The 16,338-nt window shown below is 55.0% G+C and carries 13 protein-coding genes; 9 read left to right on the forward strand and 4 right to left on the reverse strand.

Annotation, left to right across the window (positions count from 1 at the left end; all coding sequences use genetic code 11):
* Positions 1 to 23: 23 nt before the first annotated feature.
* Complete coding sequence (locus Q4501_RS04295) at positions 24 to 1,973, reverse strand: ion channel DMI1 (protein WP_303595456.1); 1,950 nt, start codon at positions 1,971 to 1,973, stop codon at positions 24 to 26.
* A 14-nt stretch (positions 1,974 to 1,987) separates the two neighbouring features.
* Positions 1,988 to 3,757: a C4-dicarboxylic acid transporter DauA gene (gene dauA / locus Q4501_RS04300; RefSeq protein WP_303594504.1), complete on the reverse strand. Its 1,770-nt coding sequence runs from the start codon at positions 3,755 to 3,757 to the stop codon at positions 1,988 to 1,990.
* Between the two features lie 125 nt (positions 3,758 to 3,882).
* Between dauA and Q4501_RS04305 the strand changes: the two genes are divergently transcribed.
* Positions 3,883 to 4,839, forward strand: coding sequence for a ChaN family lipoprotein (locus tag Q4501_RS04305; protein ID WP_303594506.1), 957 nt, complete (start codon positions 3,883 to 3,885; stop codon positions 4,837 to 4,839).
* The gene (locus Q4501_RS04310; protein WP_303594509.1) at positions 4,836 to 5,546 is read left to right on the forward strand and encodes an SIMPL domain-containing protein; all 711 of its coding nucleotides are present in this window, start codon (positions 4,836 to 4,838) and stop codon (positions 5,544 to 5,546) included. The genes Q4501_RS04305 and Q4501_RS04310 overlap by 4 nt, the downstream gene beginning before the upstream one ends.
* 48 nt (positions 5,547 to 5,594) lie before the next feature.
* Here the strand turns inward: Q4501_RS04310 and Q4501_RS04315 are convergent, their stop codons facing one another.
* Complete coding sequence (locus Q4501_RS04315) at positions 5,595 to 6,662, reverse strand: beta-N-acetylglucosaminidase domain-containing protein (RefSeq protein ID WP_303594511.1); 1,068 nt, start codon at positions 6,660 to 6,662, stop codon at positions 5,595 to 5,597.
* Positions 6,663 to 6,790: 128 nt separating this feature from the next.
* On the opposite strand from Q4501_RS04315, the gene Q4501_RS04320 reads away from it, so the two are divergent.
* The 7 genes from Q4501_RS04320 (at position 6,791) to Q4501_RS04350 (ending at position 14,257) form a co-directional block, all read left to right on the forward strand.
* Positions 6,791 to 7,852 (forward strand): acyltransferase, encoded by a 1,062-nt coding sequence (locus Q4501_RS04320; protein ID WP_303594513.1) that lies wholly within the window; start codon positions 6,791 to 6,793, stop codon positions 7,850 to 7,852.
* Between the two features lie 51 nt (positions 7,853 to 7,903).
* Positions 7,904 to 8,362 (forward strand): ATPase, encoded by a 459-nt coding sequence (locus Q4501_RS04325; RefSeq protein ID WP_303594515.1) that lies wholly within the window; start codon positions 7,904 to 7,906, stop codon positions 8,360 to 8,362.
* A 134-nt stretch (positions 8,363 to 8,496) separates the two neighbouring features.
* Positions 8,497 to 9,573, forward strand: coding sequence for a TRAP transporter substrate-binding protein (locus Q4501_RS04330; protein WP_303594516.1), 1,077 nt, complete (start codon positions 8,497 to 8,499; stop codon positions 9,571 to 9,573).
* Between the two features lie 101 nt (positions 9,574 to 9,674).
* Positions 9,675 to 10,220, forward strand: coding sequence for a TRAP transporter small permease subunit (locus Q4501_RS04335; protein ID WP_303594518.1), 546 nt, complete (start codon positions 9,675 to 9,677; stop codon positions 10,218 to 10,220).
* On the forward strand, positions 10,217 to 11,512 hold the full coding sequence (locus Q4501_RS04340; RefSeq protein ID WP_303594520.1) for a TRAP transporter large permease subunit: 1,296 nt from the start codon (positions 10,217 to 10,219) through the stop codon (positions 11,510 to 11,512). Before Q4501_RS04335 ends, Q4501_RS04340 begins: the two co-directional genes overlap by 4 nt.
* Positions 11,513 to 11,754: 242 nt before the next feature.
* The gene (locus tag Q4501_RS04345) at positions 11,755 to 13,092 is read left to right on the forward strand and encodes a cyclopropane-fatty-acyl-phospholipid synthase family protein (RefSeq protein WP_303594522.1); all 1,338 of its coding nucleotides are present in this window, start codon (positions 11,755 to 11,757) and stop codon (positions 13,090 to 13,092) included.
* Positions 13,093 to 13,102: 10 nt separating this feature from the next.
* On the forward strand, positions 13,103 to 14,257 hold the full coding sequence (locus Q4501_RS04350) for an NAD(P)/FAD-dependent oxidoreductase (RefSeq protein ID WP_303594524.1): 1,155 nt from the start codon (positions 13,103 to 13,105) through the stop codon (positions 14,255 to 14,257).
* A 79-nt stretch (positions 14,258 to 14,336) separates the two neighbouring features.
* Here Q4501_RS04350 and Q4501_RS04355 read toward each other — a convergent pair whose 3' ends face one another.
* Positions 14,337 to 16,238 (reverse strand): choice-of-anchor I family protein, encoded by a 1,902-nt coding sequence (locus Q4501_RS04355; RefSeq protein WP_303594526.1) that lies wholly within the window; start codon positions 16,236 to 16,238, stop codon positions 14,337 to 14,339.
* Positions 16,239 to 16,338: the final 100 nt, after the last annotated feature.

The raw sequence follows: 16,338 nt of genomic DNA on the forward strand, positions 1-16,338 counted from the left end.
GGGCCAAAGCCTGGCCCCGGTGCTTAGTCTGATACGCAAAGAACCACGAGACGATCCCCAGGCTGAAGGTCCAGGAAGGCCCGTCTTGGGGGGTTCAACATCAGGTGCCTGCCCGTTGCGTCCGGCTGATTCCGAAACACGCCAAGTGCTATTTCGCCCTCTCCAGCCAAAGTCCGTTCCAGCAATTGGAAGTCAACACTGGCAGGAAGCGGGTAATCCCCCGGATCCCGGAACTGGATTTCTGCGCCTCCGGCCGTGAACAACTCCTCCAACACCACTCGCAACTCCCGCCTAAGTGCCACCTGGGCCAAGACATGGCTGAGAATCATCGGGCTTATGAGCATTTCACTCTGGTGTCCGTATAGCAGATGGCGGTTGTCGGGATCGCTCAGCTCCATAATCAGCTGCGGACGCCGAGGGGCCTCTGCGAGTATGTCTTCAAGCTGAAGATAGCCGACCATTGTTCGTGCATCAGCCTCTTCGCCCGAAGCAAACCGGTCGCTGCTAAGCAACAGGATAGTGTCGTAACCGGCTGGATTGATCCGGCGCAGTTCATCTTCCACCATGTAGTCCGCTTCGATATGGCTATAGCCTTCAAAAGGCTTTCCGGCGGCATATCGGCTGAGGGCATGCTCACGCTCAGTGATGGGCACAACGGAGACAATATCCAGCACAGGCTGCCCGGGGCCGTAACTGGCGAACTCGGCTAACAGGCTGGGGACTCTGCGGTTCCAGCCGAGTAATAGAATACGCCGACCTTCCAGGTTGTCCGCGCAAACAGAGCGCTTCGCTTCGCCACGGCTGATCTCAGGCAAGACAGGTAATTTCGGGTCCGATTCAGTTTCCGAGTAACCCCGGGCCATCATCACAACACGGTCTTCCGACTCTATCTGCGTTTCCGATGGTGCCGCTAACCGTATATCCCAGCCATGCCCATGGGGGCGGAGCAGACCCAGTACGATCACGCCGGGGCGCTGGGACGCAAGCTCCCCCAGAGAAAGTCCCGCTATGGAATCGCCACCCCGAACATAGATCTCATTGCCCTCACCCGCCGTCAGTAACTCGTTGTAGACTTCTGACAACCCCGGGTGCAACACATTCTGCACCATCAGCCGGCTGATGGTGGCGTTACCGGCGACTACTTCAATCGGCCCTGGGTAAGCTCGTCCGACGACCGGAAGCTTGCGGACATCCTGAATCTCTGCCACCACAAAGGGCAAAGGCGCCTGATACTGTCTTGCCTGGGCAGCTATCGACAGAAGTGCTTTGACGGTTTCCACATCCGAGGTGATCAGGCTGCTCGCATCATAGACCGCACTGGGCACAATCACTGCAGCAGCATCAAGACAGGCAACCCGATGCAAAGCCTCTGGCTGAATGGCGGAACCCGAGCGCAGAATAATCTGTCGGGCACGCCTGCCAATACCGGGCTCATTGCGAAGTTCGTGAACCTGTTCGGCGGAAGCTTCTTCAGACAGCACTACCAGGTTCAGTTTCTGGGTATCGTGTTTTTCCAGAAACCGTCGCATGCGACCAGAGGAGCCCAGAAGTTCAGAAAGCAAGGGCAGCGTCTGTGCGGTCCAGCCCAGCACCACCACATGATGTTTCAAGATGACCGGCGTAAGTCCGCGTTCAAGATCCTCCATCTTGGCAATCAACCAACGGGTGAGGATGGCCACCAGGGTGCCCATAAACACAACATATCCACTGATGGTCAGCAGAGTTGAGACAAAGCGCTGCCAGGTTCCGACGTCGTCGCCCAGATAACCGGGATCCGTCAGGCGAAGAAACGCCCACCAGACAGCAGAACCGGGATCATCAAAATCACCACCCTGAGGCACAACCAACAAGCCGCCAATCAGAGAAATCAAACCAATAAAAATGCCCACTACCAGCAACTGAAAGCCAGCGCCTTTCACCAACTGACGTTCAACAATAAACTTCACCCGGTCGACGACGCGGAAAGGCAGCATGGCAGTCTTTTTCATTACGTTGGTCCGGTGGGCTTCGAGTGCGTTGAACTCAACTGAGCCATAGAGGCCAGCGGCAAAGCCAGCGCCTCACCCAGCGACGAAGTAAATTGCAACAGCCCTTCCACGGGCCTGAGCCCACCGCGCGCAATCGTTCGCAGGGGCTGCGACTGCAGATCCGCGATGACAATACGAGTACCATCGTTCTCACAGGTGGCAATCAACTTGCTGAGCGAGGAAAGCCCTCCTGCATCAAGCACGGTAACGCCATCCATGTACAGGATAAACCCGTCAACGTTTCGGGACAGCTCAGCAAGCTCGCCAAAAATACGGTCCGCTGCGGCAAAAAACAGCGGGCCATTGATTTTGAATACTCGCCAGCCCTCAGGTAGATTCTGCCCACTGATCCGTTTGCCCGTGGTGATATCCGTCACTTTGGTCATCTGTGCCATTTCACGCATGAACAGAACAGCCGCCAGCAGCACACCCGTGGTAATCGCAATCACCATATCCAGCGCCACGGTCAGCGAAAAACAGGTCAGAAAAACCAGCACATCGCTGCGCGGCGCGGTTTTCAAAAGATGTACAGCCTTGGGCGCCTCACTCATGCCCCAGGCCACCATGATCAACAGCGCAGCCATGGCTGGCATAGGCAAGTAGGCCAGCACCCCAGCCAGTGAAACCAGAGCGAGCAAAACCACAACAGCGTGCACCATGGCCGCGACAGGCGACTCAGCGCCGGCGCGGTAATTGGCCGCGGAACGGGCGATTGCAGCGGTGGCAGTAATACCGCCGAAAAATGGCGCAATAATATTACCAAGCCCCTGCCCCATAAGTTCGCTATTGGCGCTATGGCGCTTACCCGTCATACCGTCCAGCACGACGGCACAGAGTAAAGACTCAATAGCGCCGAGCATCGCAATAGCAAATGCTGCAGGCAACAGCTCTTGCACCATGTTCCAGGACAACCCTATAGCCTGGCCACTGGCATCTGCTTGCTGCCATGGCCACGCGAACTCTGGCAAAAATGGCGGAATACCAGCGCCGGTGCCACCCCCGGGCAATAAATAGCTGAACCTGGAACCGATGGTTTCCACAGCAGCGCCGTTTGCATTGAGCAGAATTGCCAGCAGACTACCGATCACAACTGCAGGAAGATGGGGGGGAACCGGCGTTTTCAACCGCGGCCAGAGCAGCATGACACCGAGGGTAACCGCAGCAACCAGCGCACTCATGGAATCGAACGCCGGGAAACTTTGCGCCAGCACGGCCAGTTTATCCCAGTAGTGCTCCGGCATAGTCTCAACAGGCAGCCCAAAAAAGTCTTTGACCTGCAAGGTGGCAATAACAACCGCAATGCCGCCGGTAAACCCGAGCGTGACAGACTCAGGAATGTACTCAATGAAGCGACCCAGCCTCATCAAAGCCATGAGAACCAACAACACGCCCGACATCAACGAAGCCACCAACAGGCCACCAAGCCCGTAGGTTTGGGCAATGGGATAGAGGATAACGACAAAAGCCGCAGTGGGCCCGGAAACACTGAAGCGACTGCCCCCCGTAAGAGCAATAATAAAACCGGCAATAAACGCTGTATAAAGCCCGTACTGGGGCGGCACACCGCTTGCGATAGCCAGCGCCATGGCCAAAGGTATGGCGATAATGCCTACCGTAAGACCTGCCATGAGATCGCGCAGAAGGCGCCGACTGTTATAGGGTTGGTCAATGCAGGCTTCCCTGAAAGCGTGGGCAAACCTGAGTGAAAAAAGATGAGCGCGATGGGGCATGCTGGCCTCTTGACTGGTAAAACCTGCAGGAATAGAGGCCCTATATCATATATAATTTCGCCATGAAAAAGTTATCTATCGCCGTATTAGTTGTACTGATAAACAGTCTGGCCGGGTGCACAGCCATGATTAAGTCCAGCGACGACAACTCCTTGATCAGGCCTCAAACTCTCTATGAGGCGCGTCTGATCGGCTCAATCAGCGGTACTGAACTAAGTGTAGAAACCCTCTCTCAAAGACTCGCCGACACCGACGTAGTCATCATTGGCGAATATCATGGCCACCAGGCCGCACATCTTCTGCAGTCGCAGATTCAGGCTGCCCTCTATCGACAGCAGCCTTTGCAGATACTGTCCATGGAACAGTTTACGCTGGACAAGCAGGCGGCCGTCGACGCCTACCTGAGCGGTGAAACCGGTGAGACTGAAATGATGGAAGACAGTAACGCATGGGACAACTATCGTGGTTCTTACCGCCCGCTTATGGAGTTCGCCCGGCAGCAGAGTTTGCCCGTGATAGCAGCAAATGCACCGGCGGCGATTGTGCGTTGCGTTGGCCGAACAGGGCCGGGTTACCTGGACAGGCTGGCCACCCACGACCGGGCGTCGCTACCTGACCATCCGTTTATGGACACGCCAGCCTACCGCGAAAAGTTCGAGGCCACGATCAACAGCAGCCACGGCGCTGCCGACGACGCCATGCGCGAGCGCCTGGACAACACCTACAAAGCCCAGCTGCTGCGGGACAACACCATGGCAAGCCGCATATTGGCCAGCCATAGTGCGCATCCCAGCCACCAGATTGTGCATATCACCGGCACGTTTCACAGCGAAGAACATCTGGGAACCGTCGCCATGCTCAGACAACGAGCACCAGATTTGTCAATTGCGGTTATTTCGCCAGTTATATGGCCAGAGGGTGCAGAAATGCCTCCGTTAGATGAAAACCGCAACAAAGGGGATTTCCTCTACGTTATACAGCCACTGCCAGAAGAGTTCCTGGATAAAGATCGCGAGCGCAAAGCAATGTCTGCGAGATTTCACCGACCCACTGAAGATACCTGCCAGGGAGATTCTCCATGAAAGTGATTGCTGCGCTCATTCTGGGTTTCAGCGCCATTATCTCTGCCTCGCTCATCAGTGACGGCCTGACCGATCTGCGAACAGGTGATCGCTACGTAACGGTAAAAGGTGTGGCAGAGCGTGAAGTAAGTGCTGATCTGGCCCTGTGGCCGATCCGCTTTGTTGCGACTGGGGCCAGCCTCAGCGATGCCCAGGAAAAAGCGCGCAGCAGTCGCAATGCCATCATGGCGTTCCTGAAGCTGCAAGCCATTAGTGACAGCGCAGTGGAGCTACAGCGTCTGGATGTGACCGATACCCGGGCCAACCCCTACCAGGACAGCAACAACGAGCAGAAATTCATCATCAGCCAGACTCTGATGGTACGCAGCGAAGATATTGAAAAAATCCGCCAGGCCGCACAGGGCGTGAGTGAACTGGTCGATTCCGGCGTAGTGCTGTCCTCTGACTACGGCCCTAGCGGCCCTACCTATCTGTTTAATGGCCTGAATGACATCAAGCCCGATATGATCGCCGAAGCCACGGCCTCCGCGCGAGAAGCCGCCAGCCAGTTTGCAGAAGATGCAAAAACCGAACTGGGCGATCTGCGCCGGGCCAATCAGGGTGTATTCCAGATTCTGGCCCGAGATCAGGCTCCGGGGGTTTCCGAGCAACAGCACCCGGTGAAGACGGTTCGGGTGGTTTCGACCGTTGAGTACTATTTAAAGTAGTACCGCTGCGCAAATAACGGTAGTACCGTCTGCGTTATTAGCACGGCCTCATTGAGTCTGAACCATTTCGTCGGTTACCTGATACTCACCTACCAGCCAGCGTAGAATTTCGCTGGCTGCAGGATGGTCAAAGGCATCGTACGTGCGCATCAAGCTTTGCCGTTTTTCCTCGCTGATACGCCCCAGACCCGCATCTTGCAACACCAGCAGATCGGCATGAAGCTGAGCCGCCAACTCTCTCCCGAGCACCTCCTTCGCGGCCTGCTGAAAAGCCTGCCCGTATTGATACTCCGTACCTTGGCGATACGATTCAGCCAGGGTTATTGCCGGGATCATGGTGAGTGTTGGCTGCAAGGCCGGGTTGATGCCATGGCCCGAGAGATAAGCGCCGTTGGCAGCAGGGCGGCCAGTAAACGCTCGCAAGTGCAAATGCTGCGACATACGATCACCGTCATTCACCGGGTAGTTGTCCCAGAGCACGGGCTTGCGACCCAACCGGTCGCCAACACGCTTGAGGTGCCCGGGAGAAACCTCTCGGGAGCAGACCTCTTCGCCTGTCCAGAAGACCTGAATATCATGATCCAGAAGGCGACCAAGGGTTTCCAGGTAAGCCGCTGGCCGCGCCCCAAACACACGGTCGAGCACTGGATCGTCAGAATAATAACTGGGGCATACCGAAAGGTAGCGGGCCGTCGTGCGCTCCCGGATCCAGTGCATGATCTCGACCTGGGTTTCTGCTAGCGCAGGGGCATCGGCGCGCATATCGTCGAAAAGGATAGCGAGTTCATCAATGCCAATGCGATCAAGCAACTCCAGTTTTGCGGCAAGCGAGGAACGGGCAGCATCATCAAAACGATTAAAGATTTCAAAGGGACTTAGCCCGACCCCGAACCTCACACCTTGGTGACGACAAAACCGACCAAACTCTGATAGCTCTGCAACCATCGCAGGCGGGTGAGGTTCCTGCCAGCGGCGGCGCAGAAATGTGTCCGCCTTGGGCGCATAGAGATAGAAGCCGTAACCATGCGGCGCCAGTGCCCGCACCAGCTGTTTTCGCTCCTGCCAGGTCCATACCGGCCCGTAGAAGCCCTCGATAATCCCCAACGTCGTGGCCATTGCGCTCTCCCTGTGACAGCCCGATGTATTACTACATGGTATACCTACGGCAAGCGAATGGTATATCCCATCCGTATTGCGGGCTGGCAAAGCAGGCTACTATAAGCAAAATCTTGACGGAACTTCCTATGAACCCCTCCCAAGCACGACTAGGCAGTCTTGATGCATTGCGGGGCCTCGCTGCCCTTGGGGTCGTGCTTTTCCACTACCTGCCTTACTACGACAAACTCTTCGGTCATTCGTTCGAGTTGCCACAATTGCTGACAGACACCCTCCTATTCGGCCGCTACGGGGTACACCTGTTTTTCATCCTCAGCGGTTTCGTCATTTTCATGACCCTTGAGCGCACCCGCAATGCTACCTGGTTTGGGCTGGCGCGAGGAGTGAGGCTGCTACCTGCTCTCTGGGCCGGTATTGCCATTACCTTCCTGTCGGTACACCTTCTCGGTCCAGAGAGCCGCGCCGTCAGCCTTGAAACTGCATTGCTCAACGCAACCCTGTTGCACGAGTACCTGGGCGCCGAACACGTGGACGGCGCTTACTGGAGCCTGGTGATAGAGGCCACCTTTTATGCCTGGATGGCGCTCTTGTTCTACACCCTTCGTGACTGGTCTCGACTGCGCCTGGCATTCTGGACATGGATGCTGGTGAGCTACGCCGGAGTAATATGGTGGAATCAGATACCCGAGGGCATAGAGTTTCTGGTCAAGGATCTGTTGTTCGTCAAGTACGCCCCGCTATTCATAGGCGGCATGTTGATTTACCGGATCTACCGATACGGCGCCCCTGCAGCAAATGATGCGGCACTGCTGGCAATGGCGCTTGGCCACGGTTTGCTGGCCTACAAGCTCCCTTACTGTCTGTTCGTGCTGGGCTGCTTCACCGTATTCGCCCTGGCCGTCGCCGGTAAACTCAACTGGTTAGCCAGTAAGCCCTTACTATGGCTGGGAAGCCTTTCCTACAGCCTTTATCTGGTGCATCAGAACATCGGCTACGGCGTCATTACCTGGAGCTATAACGCTGGCCTGCCAGGCTGGCTGGGTGTCGGTCTCGCCCTCGGGATGGCGATACTTATCGCCTCTGCGGTTCACTACAGCATTGAAAAACCTGCATTGCGAAGGTTCCGGTCCTGGCGTAGCCACACTGAAACGTCGCAAACCCTGGAGGCAACTGCAAAGGCAATCGACTAAACTGCAAGACAACTGGAGCCCTCTAAAAAACCTGACCAATGGAGCTAGGACATGGAGATAAAAACTTTCGGGGACCTGATCGACTGGACCCGCCAACTGCACTCTCACCTTGCAAGGTGCCTGCAAGCCTCGGCGGAGAAAAACAGTAATGAGCGCGCCAGTGCGCTACTGGATTACATTTCCCGCCATGAAACTCTGCTGGCAAAAGCGGTTGGAGAGTTTGAGAGTCAGGCCGACCCCAAGGCGCTGAACACTCGTGTGTACGACTACCTGAATCACAAACCAATCAAAGTTGGTGAGTCGTGCGATACGCGTTTTAACACTCTCGATTTTGACGACATTTCCCGGGAAATTTTTGCGTTTCATGATCAGGTGATGGATCTTTACGACTCCCTGATCGGCAAAGCGGAAATCGAGGAAGCAAAAACCCTTCTGGAAGACTTGCTGGCGCTTGAACAGCATGAAGCTATGCGACTATCCAGCCAGATTGGAAGGATGAACGACATCTGACGTCAACTACGACCTATGTCGTATGCGATTTCTCATTTCACTGGCTCGCAATACTTGCTAATGTGAACCAGTTGTAAGGCTTCTCCAAGAAAGCCCGTGCTCGACACCAAAAACGACAAAAGGACACAAGAGCAATGAAGATCCGTTCCGTTTTCTCTGCGGCCATACTCGCTGTCGCAACAACCTTTGCCTCTACGCAGGCATTCGCTCAAGACACCTTCACCCTCAAGCTGGCAGAAACCTGGGGGCCTAACTTTCCGATTTTCGGCGACACCACCAAAAATTTCGCCAAATCCGTCGAAAAGATGTCCAATGGACGCCTGAAAATCCGTATAGACTCGGCTAACAAACACAAAGCTCCCCTGGGCGTGTTTGATATGGTAAAAGCCGGTCAGTACGACATGGGCCACTCCGCCTCTTACTATTGGAAAGGCAAGGTTCCCGAGACGCTATTCTTCACCAGCATGCCGTTCGGCATGAATGCCATGGAACAATATGCCTGGTTCTACCATGGCGGCGGCATGGAACTGATGCAGGAAGTTTATGAGCCTCACAACATGCTGTCGTTTCCCGGCGGTAACACCGGCGTTCAGATGGGTGGCTGGTTCCGCGAGGAAATCAAATCGCTCGAAGACCTTGACGGCCTGAAAATGCGCATTCCGGGCTTCGCCGGCGAAGTCTTTGCTGAAGTAGGCGTAAACCCGACAAACATCGCGCCCGGCGAGCTTTATACAGCGCTTGAGCGCAACACCATTGATGCAGTTGAGTGGGTAGGTCCGGCTCTGGACCTGCGTCTTGGCTTCCAGCAGATTGCAGACTATTACTACACCGGCTGGCACGAGCCTGCTACAGAGCTTCAGTTCCTGGTGAACAAGAAGGTCTGGGAAAAGCTACCGGCTGACCTGCAGGAAATCATGCGTGTTGCCATGCGCACCGCTTCCTACGACATGCTGGTAATGTCACAGCACGCCAATGCGGAAGCCTGGGCCAACATCAAGCAAGATTATCCGAACGTGCAGATCAAGCAGTTCCCCCAGGATATTTTCCAGGCCATGTACGATGCCAACGAGAAGCTCCTGAAAGAAGCTGCCGAAAGCAACGAGCAGGCAGCACGGATTGTGAAATCGCAACAGGACTACCTGGAGCAGAGCCGCGCTTATACCGATATTTCTGAGCGTGCATACCTAAACACCATGGGCACAATCGAGTAAGATACAGGCCGTGTAATGGAGCCGGGATCGCTCTGCATGTGATCCCGGCTTTGTTGTCTTTAGCAGTAGCAAAATCGACAGCCCCGGGCGGAGGATTGTGAATGCGGTGGATTATAAAGCTGGACGAGGGCCTCTCGCGCTTGTCCATGTTCTGTGGCTGGCTTGCCTGTGTCGCAATGTTGTTGATGGCAGCTAACGTTTTTTATGACGTTGTTGCCCGGTACGCGTTCAATGAAGTGTCCATCGGTATGCAAGAAATGGAATGGCACCTGTATTCGGTAGTTTTCCTGCTCGGCATTCCCTACGCGCTGCGAACAGACGGCCACGTTCGGGTAGACGTTTTTTATACTCGCTGGAGCAATAAGGCAAAAGCCTGGATCAATCTGATCGGTGCCCTGGCATTTGTCGTTCCCTTTGCCTATCTGATTGGTGTTTATGGCTACGCCTTTGCGCTGGACTCCTACAATATGGGCGAAGGCAGCGGTGACCCGGGTGGCTTACCCCACCGTTGGCTCATAAAATCCGTGATTCCTTTCACCGCAGTCTTTATCGGCATTGCTGGCGTCAATATGGCCACCTTTGCCCTGCGCGTCATGGCTGGCGATAAACACTACGAAGGAGAGCATAGCGGGGGGGGACTGGCATGATCGGCATGATTATGTTCGCGGTTGCCCTTTTCATGTTGATGCTGGGCTTTCCTGTCGCCTTCACATTTGGCGGTGTAGCTTTGTTTTTCGGCGTGTTTGCAGAAGGCATGGACCTGTTTGCCTTTATGCCCTATCGCATCATGAGCGTTATGCAGAATACCGTTCTGATGGCTGTTCCCCTATTCATCTTCATGGGCGTTATCCTGCAACGCACTCGTTTGGCTGAGCAGCTACTGACCTCCATGGGTCGTCTGTTTGGCGGACTGCCAGGCGGTCTTGCCATCTCTACCATTCTGGTGGGCGCCCTCCTCGCGGCATCAACAGGCGTTGTCGGTGCAAGTGTCGTGGCAATGGGCCTGATTTCTCTGCCGGTCATGCTGGCCCACAAGTATGACAAACGCCTGGCAACCGGCACCATCTGTGCAGCAGGCACCCTGGGCCAGATAGTTCCACCATCGATCATTCTGATTATTCTGGGTGATGTACTGGGGCTCCCGGTGGGGGATCTGTTCAAGGCTGCCGTCGGGCCGGGCGTGGTACTTATAGGGCTTTACGTCGCCTATATCCTGATCATGACCCGTTTCAAACCCGAGACCGCTCCGGCCATGCCGGAAGACAGCAGCATTTCCCGTAAAAAGGAAATCATGAACGCGCTGCTGGCGATCATTCCACCCTTGGCACTGATTGTCATTGTGCTTGGTTCCATTTTTACCGGCATTGCGACACCCACGGAATCTTCTGCCCTCGGGGGTATTGGCGCAATTGTTCTGGCTATCATATACCGTCAATTCTCGTTCCAGATGGTTTGGGATGCGTCGAAAGACACGGTTAAAGTAACGGCCATGGTGTTCGCCATCCTGATCGGCGCCACCGCTTTTTCCATGGTTTTCAGCTACACAGGTGGCGATTACCTGCTGGAAGAGTGGATGCTGCAACTTCCTGGCGAAAAGTGGGGCTTCATCATCCTCGCCATGCTGGTCATTTTGGTACTGGGCTTTTTCATCGATTTCGTGGAAATCTCCTTCATCATAGTGCCCATTCTGGCGCCGGTAGCCGAAGCCCTGGGCATCAACATGCTCTGGTTTGCCATTCTTATCGCCATGAACCTGCAAACCAGCTTCCTGACACCTCCGTTCGGGTTCTCCCTGTTCTACCTGAAAGGGGTCGCTCCGCCAGAAGTTCGAACGGTCGACATCTATAAAGGGGTGCTGCCATTTATATTCCTGCAGATGCTGGTACTGGCTCTGATTGTCATTTTCCCTGAATGGTTCGGTATGAGCTCCTCTTACTGATGTGTCATGCAGCCGGGCCATTTGGCCCGGCTGCAGTTATTCCCCTCGCTACCCCTACCGCTCTTTTATCCGCACTTTTCCCAAACCTGACTTATCTCAGTTTCTGGCATACCTGACAAAAACAGAACATTTTCTATACTGAACGGACAGCCGGCATTTCTCAGACGCGCATTCGAGATAAGCCCTGACGCAAAGCCGTCAGCCTCAGCAGCAATGTTAAGGTAAAAAAGGGAGCAGAATCCGTGGATCATAACAGTGCCCAAACGAGTGCTCAGAAACCTGCAACGAGCACCAGGGCCAATGAACAGTCCCGAAAACCCCATATCCTGAATCTACCCTTACAGGACACCCACGTAGATCGGGCACCTCATTCCTATGAGCGTTGGCTGGTTGCCAAACTGATGCGCATGGCCGGCTCACCCCCGATTCGCTTCCGACTTTGGAACGACGATGTAATTGAGCCTCATGGGCAGCCGGCCAGGTTTACCGTACACCTGGCCGACCCCAAGGCACTTTACACCTTGGTTACCAACCCAAATCTGGCCTTTGGAGATCTATACAGTGCCGGACGCCTGAGTATCGAAGGCGACCTCCCCGACTTGATGGAGGCACTCTACCGGGCCATTCATCAGGCTAGACAGAAATGGCCGCGCTGGCTTGAAGCACTGTGGCGCAACCACGCTCCCCGCTCCACCAGTCTGTCAGACGCACGGGATAACATTCACCACCATTATGATCTCGGCAACGATTTCTATCAGCTCTGGCTCGACAGCGCCGAAATGCAATACACCTGTGCCTATTACGAACGGCCCGAACTAAGCCTGGAGCAAGCACAACTGGCGAAGCTGGAACATGTCTGCCGAAAACTCAGGCTCCGGCCCGGTATGACCGTGGTGGAGGCCGGTTGCGGCTGGGGCGGGCTGGCGCGTTACATGGCCAGGAATTACGGAGTGAAGGTTCACGCCTACAACATTTCCAGAGAACAGGTCTCGTACGCCCGGAAGCAGGCTCGCAAGCAGGGGCTGGAGAAGCTCATTGACTACATTGAGGATGATTATCGCAATATTCAGGGCCAGTACGATGCATTTGTCTCAATTGGCATGCTGGAGCATGTGGGCAAGGAGAATTATTTCGGGCTATCCGAACTGATAAAACGCTCACTGAAGCCGACTGGCATGGCACTTATTCACAGCATCGGTCGTAACCGGCCTATGCTGATGAATGCCTGGATTGAGAAGCGTATCTTCCCGGGCGCTTATCCGCCCAGTATCGGTGAATTTATGACGCTGTGCGAGCACGGTGACTTTTCCGTCCTGGATGTAGAAAACCTCCGTCTCCACTATGCCCGAACACTGAGTGCCTGGATGGACCGTTTCAATGCAGCGGAAGGAGCCGTATCGGAAATGTATGACGAGCACTTTACCAGGGCCTGGCGTATGTACCTGGCTGGCTCAATCGCTGCCTTCCAGGCCGGCTCGCTGCAGCTTTTTCAGGTGGTATTCACCCATGGAAACAACAATCACCTGCCTGCCACCCGGCAGGATTTGTACAACTTCCCCGCTGCGCCCGAAAACTTTTGAGGTACCGGACATGGAAGCATACGACCTGATTATCGTTGGAGCTGGCCCGGCGGGTTCTACCCTGGCAAAAGCCCTTGAAGATAGTGGCAAACGCGCTCTGCTGATAGACAAACAGGACTTCCCCCGGGACAAAACCTGCGCGGGCTGGGTAACACCCTCGGTTATTGAAACTCTGGGTATTGATTTGCGCGATTACGGGAACGGCCGCACGCTCCAACCTATAAGGCGCTTCCGGATCGGCATGATGGGGCAACAGGCGGTAGAGAACGACCATGGCGGCGTCGTCAGCTATGGCATACGGCGATGTGAATTTGATGATTATCTGCTGGCACGCACAAATACACCCAAAAAGCTTGGCACCCCCGTGAAAAGCATTACCCGCAAAGACGGCAATTGGCTGATCAATTATGCCTGGTCAGCTCCGCTCCTGGTAGGAGCCGGAGGTCATTTCTGCCCGGTCGCCAGGCTGGTTGGCGATGGTCCGGGAAGCCATGAAACCGTTGTGGCAGCCAAAGAAATAGAGTTCGAAATGACGCAGGAACAGGCAAAAACCTGCGAAGCCCGGGGTGACACGCCAGAACTCTGGTTTTGCAAGGACCTGAAAGGCTACGCCTGGGTCTTTCGCAAAGGCAATTACCTGAATGTTGGCCTCGGACGAGAAGATAACCACAAACTCACCGCACATTTACAGGATTTTGTAGAAGCTATGAAATCCGCAGGACGGGTTCCTGAAAACCTGTCCGGACGCTTCAAAGGTCACGCATATTTGCTTTATGACCATGCCGGGCGAGCACTGGTAGACGATGGGCTGCTGCTGATCGGCGATGCGGCAGGGCTTGCCTATACGCAGAGCGGTGAAGGCATCAGGCCGGCTATCGAATCCGCATTGCTGGCGGCCGAGGTGATCAGCCAGGCACAAGACTTCTCCGCAACCTCTCTACAGGCCTACGGTGATGCTATAGCAGACCGTTTCGGCCATAGGGAATCTGACAAAGAAGAGGGTTTTCAAGTACCGGAGTGGATCAGGATGCCACTGGCTAACACCCTTATGCGATCCCACTGGTTTACGCGCAAAGTGGTTACTGAAAAATGGTTTCTGCACCAGGAAGTACCAGCTCTGGAGACACATCCGGATACCCCGGCGCTCAAACAGGTATATCAGTAAGGCGTTGTCAGCCTCACCGGTCTTCAAATAGAAAACCCCGCACAAGGCGGGGTTTGTCACTCTGCCAACAAACGGCAGTTTATTCCTCGGTTTGCAGCACCACACGGTAAACAGCGGTAGTGCCACTCACTTCATTGCCTGTCAGCATCAGCACATCTCCGGTCGGCGACTGGTCCGCCGGAATCACGGTAATGTCTTCAATGCCCAGATCACCCACAATCGCCAGATTGGTTTCCGGGTCGGAAACCCAGTCTTCGCGGGTATTCAGGTAGTCCACAATCGACGGCGATTCCGGGTTGGTTACATCAAACGCCATGACGCCGCCCATCCGCTCAAGCCCCAGAAATGCAAAGGTACGATCGCCGAATGTCGCCACAGTTACGGCCTCTGGCTCGGGGCCTTTGTTATCAGAGCGATTGAGAAATGCGTCGCCCTCATCGTGGTTGGAGTTGAAAAAGTCGGCACAGGAGATATCCCGTTCCGACCCGGCAAAGCAGGCATCGCTGGCCAGGAATTGCTCGATCATATCGCCGGAATCCCAAACCAGATCGCCATCGGCGGTCCAGATCGCCATGGAACGCGCACCGAAAGAATAGACTTGATCGTACATCAGCCGGTCGCCCGTCACGCTTTCAGTACCGCTGCTGTCGAACATCACCGGATCGCCGTTGTCATCTGTGCGGTACCCCATGGTCCAGGTAACCGACAGGCGGCCGAGTTGCTCATCTTCACGGCAAAGGCCAGGATCACCTGCGCTGGCCCCACAGTCGTCAAATACCTCCGGGTTCAGGAGCGCGCCTTTAGCCAAGGCATAGAGTTGTGGCGGCATGTCATCGCCCAGGCGCCGCGCAAAGCCGTCTTTATGGAACAGATGCTTGAAGCGAAGCTCTTCAACAAAGCCCTGAGTTGCGTCACCACCGTAACCGGGCAACGCGGGATCTTCAGGCCCCCAATAGTCAGCAGTGTCCTCGCCCCAGGCCCGGGCATCACCTTCGTTGGCGGTCAGAATGTATGTCTCACCGCCGGCACTGTAGCTGGTGATTGCATCAGGATGATACATACCCAAAAGGCCTGGCCAGGGTTTGATATCAATGTCCGATTTTTCGTCGCTGGCATCCAGTCCCTGACCTTCAAGTCCATGATCCTTATAACCCAAAGGCAGAATCTCGGTTACGGTTGCAGTGGCGATGTCCACTTTGGCCAGTGCGTTGTTTTCCTGCAAAGCCGCCCAGGCCGTGGCGCTGTCGTCACTGACCGTTATGTATTCCGGCTCAAGATCCATCGCCACGCTGGCGCCTGGCCCGAACACACGAATCCCTGCAGTAACCAGCTCGGCTTTCTGGCCATTGAACGCTGTGAAATCCGCCGTGCGTACCTGCAGGTTATCCGGATCACTGACATCAATAACTGAAACCGACCCTTCCGGATCAGTCTGGTAATTGTCGCTGGGCTCACCTTCATTGGCGACCAGCAGGTGGTTTCCGTCAGGGGTAAATGTGAGCATATCCGGCTGGGCACCTACCCCTATAAAGCCCCGCAGTGAAAGCGTTGCAGCGTCGTAAATGGCGGCATAGCCTGGCTCTGTCTTGGGTGACGCCTCAATGGCCACGGCAACCAGTCCACCCTGGACGGCAACACTGTTAACCACAGCATTACTGGCGACATCTTCTACCGTCAGGGTATCCAATAGCGTCGGTGCTGATGGATCATTCATATCGAGTACGTTAAGTGATCCCTCATTAGCATTGACCACAAAGGCTCTTCGGCTGGCCGGATCATAGCCGGTAATCTCAGCGGCACTTTCACCGAAAACGTCACTGCTGTAGCGACCAACATACTCCAGAGTTAACCCGGTAACTGCTGGCGTTGCCTCATCCGACGTATTGCTGTCACTGTCCGACGACAAACAACCGCTCAGTAGAATGGTTGAGACACTCACGGCCAGAAGAGATGGCCGGAAAATCGAAGATGATCGCATCATGAATCGTTCCTTTGCTTGCATAGAGAAGTAACTCAGTTGCAAGGGAACCTACTTCATGACGATTACAGTATCGGGAAGAAAAAAAGGCAGAATTATGACG

Origin of the sequence: Marinobacter sp. 2_MG-2023 (assembly GCF_030546935.1) — a bacterium.
GTDB lineage: Bacteria > Pseudomonadota > Gammaproteobacteria > Pseudomonadales > Oleiphilaceae > Marinobacter.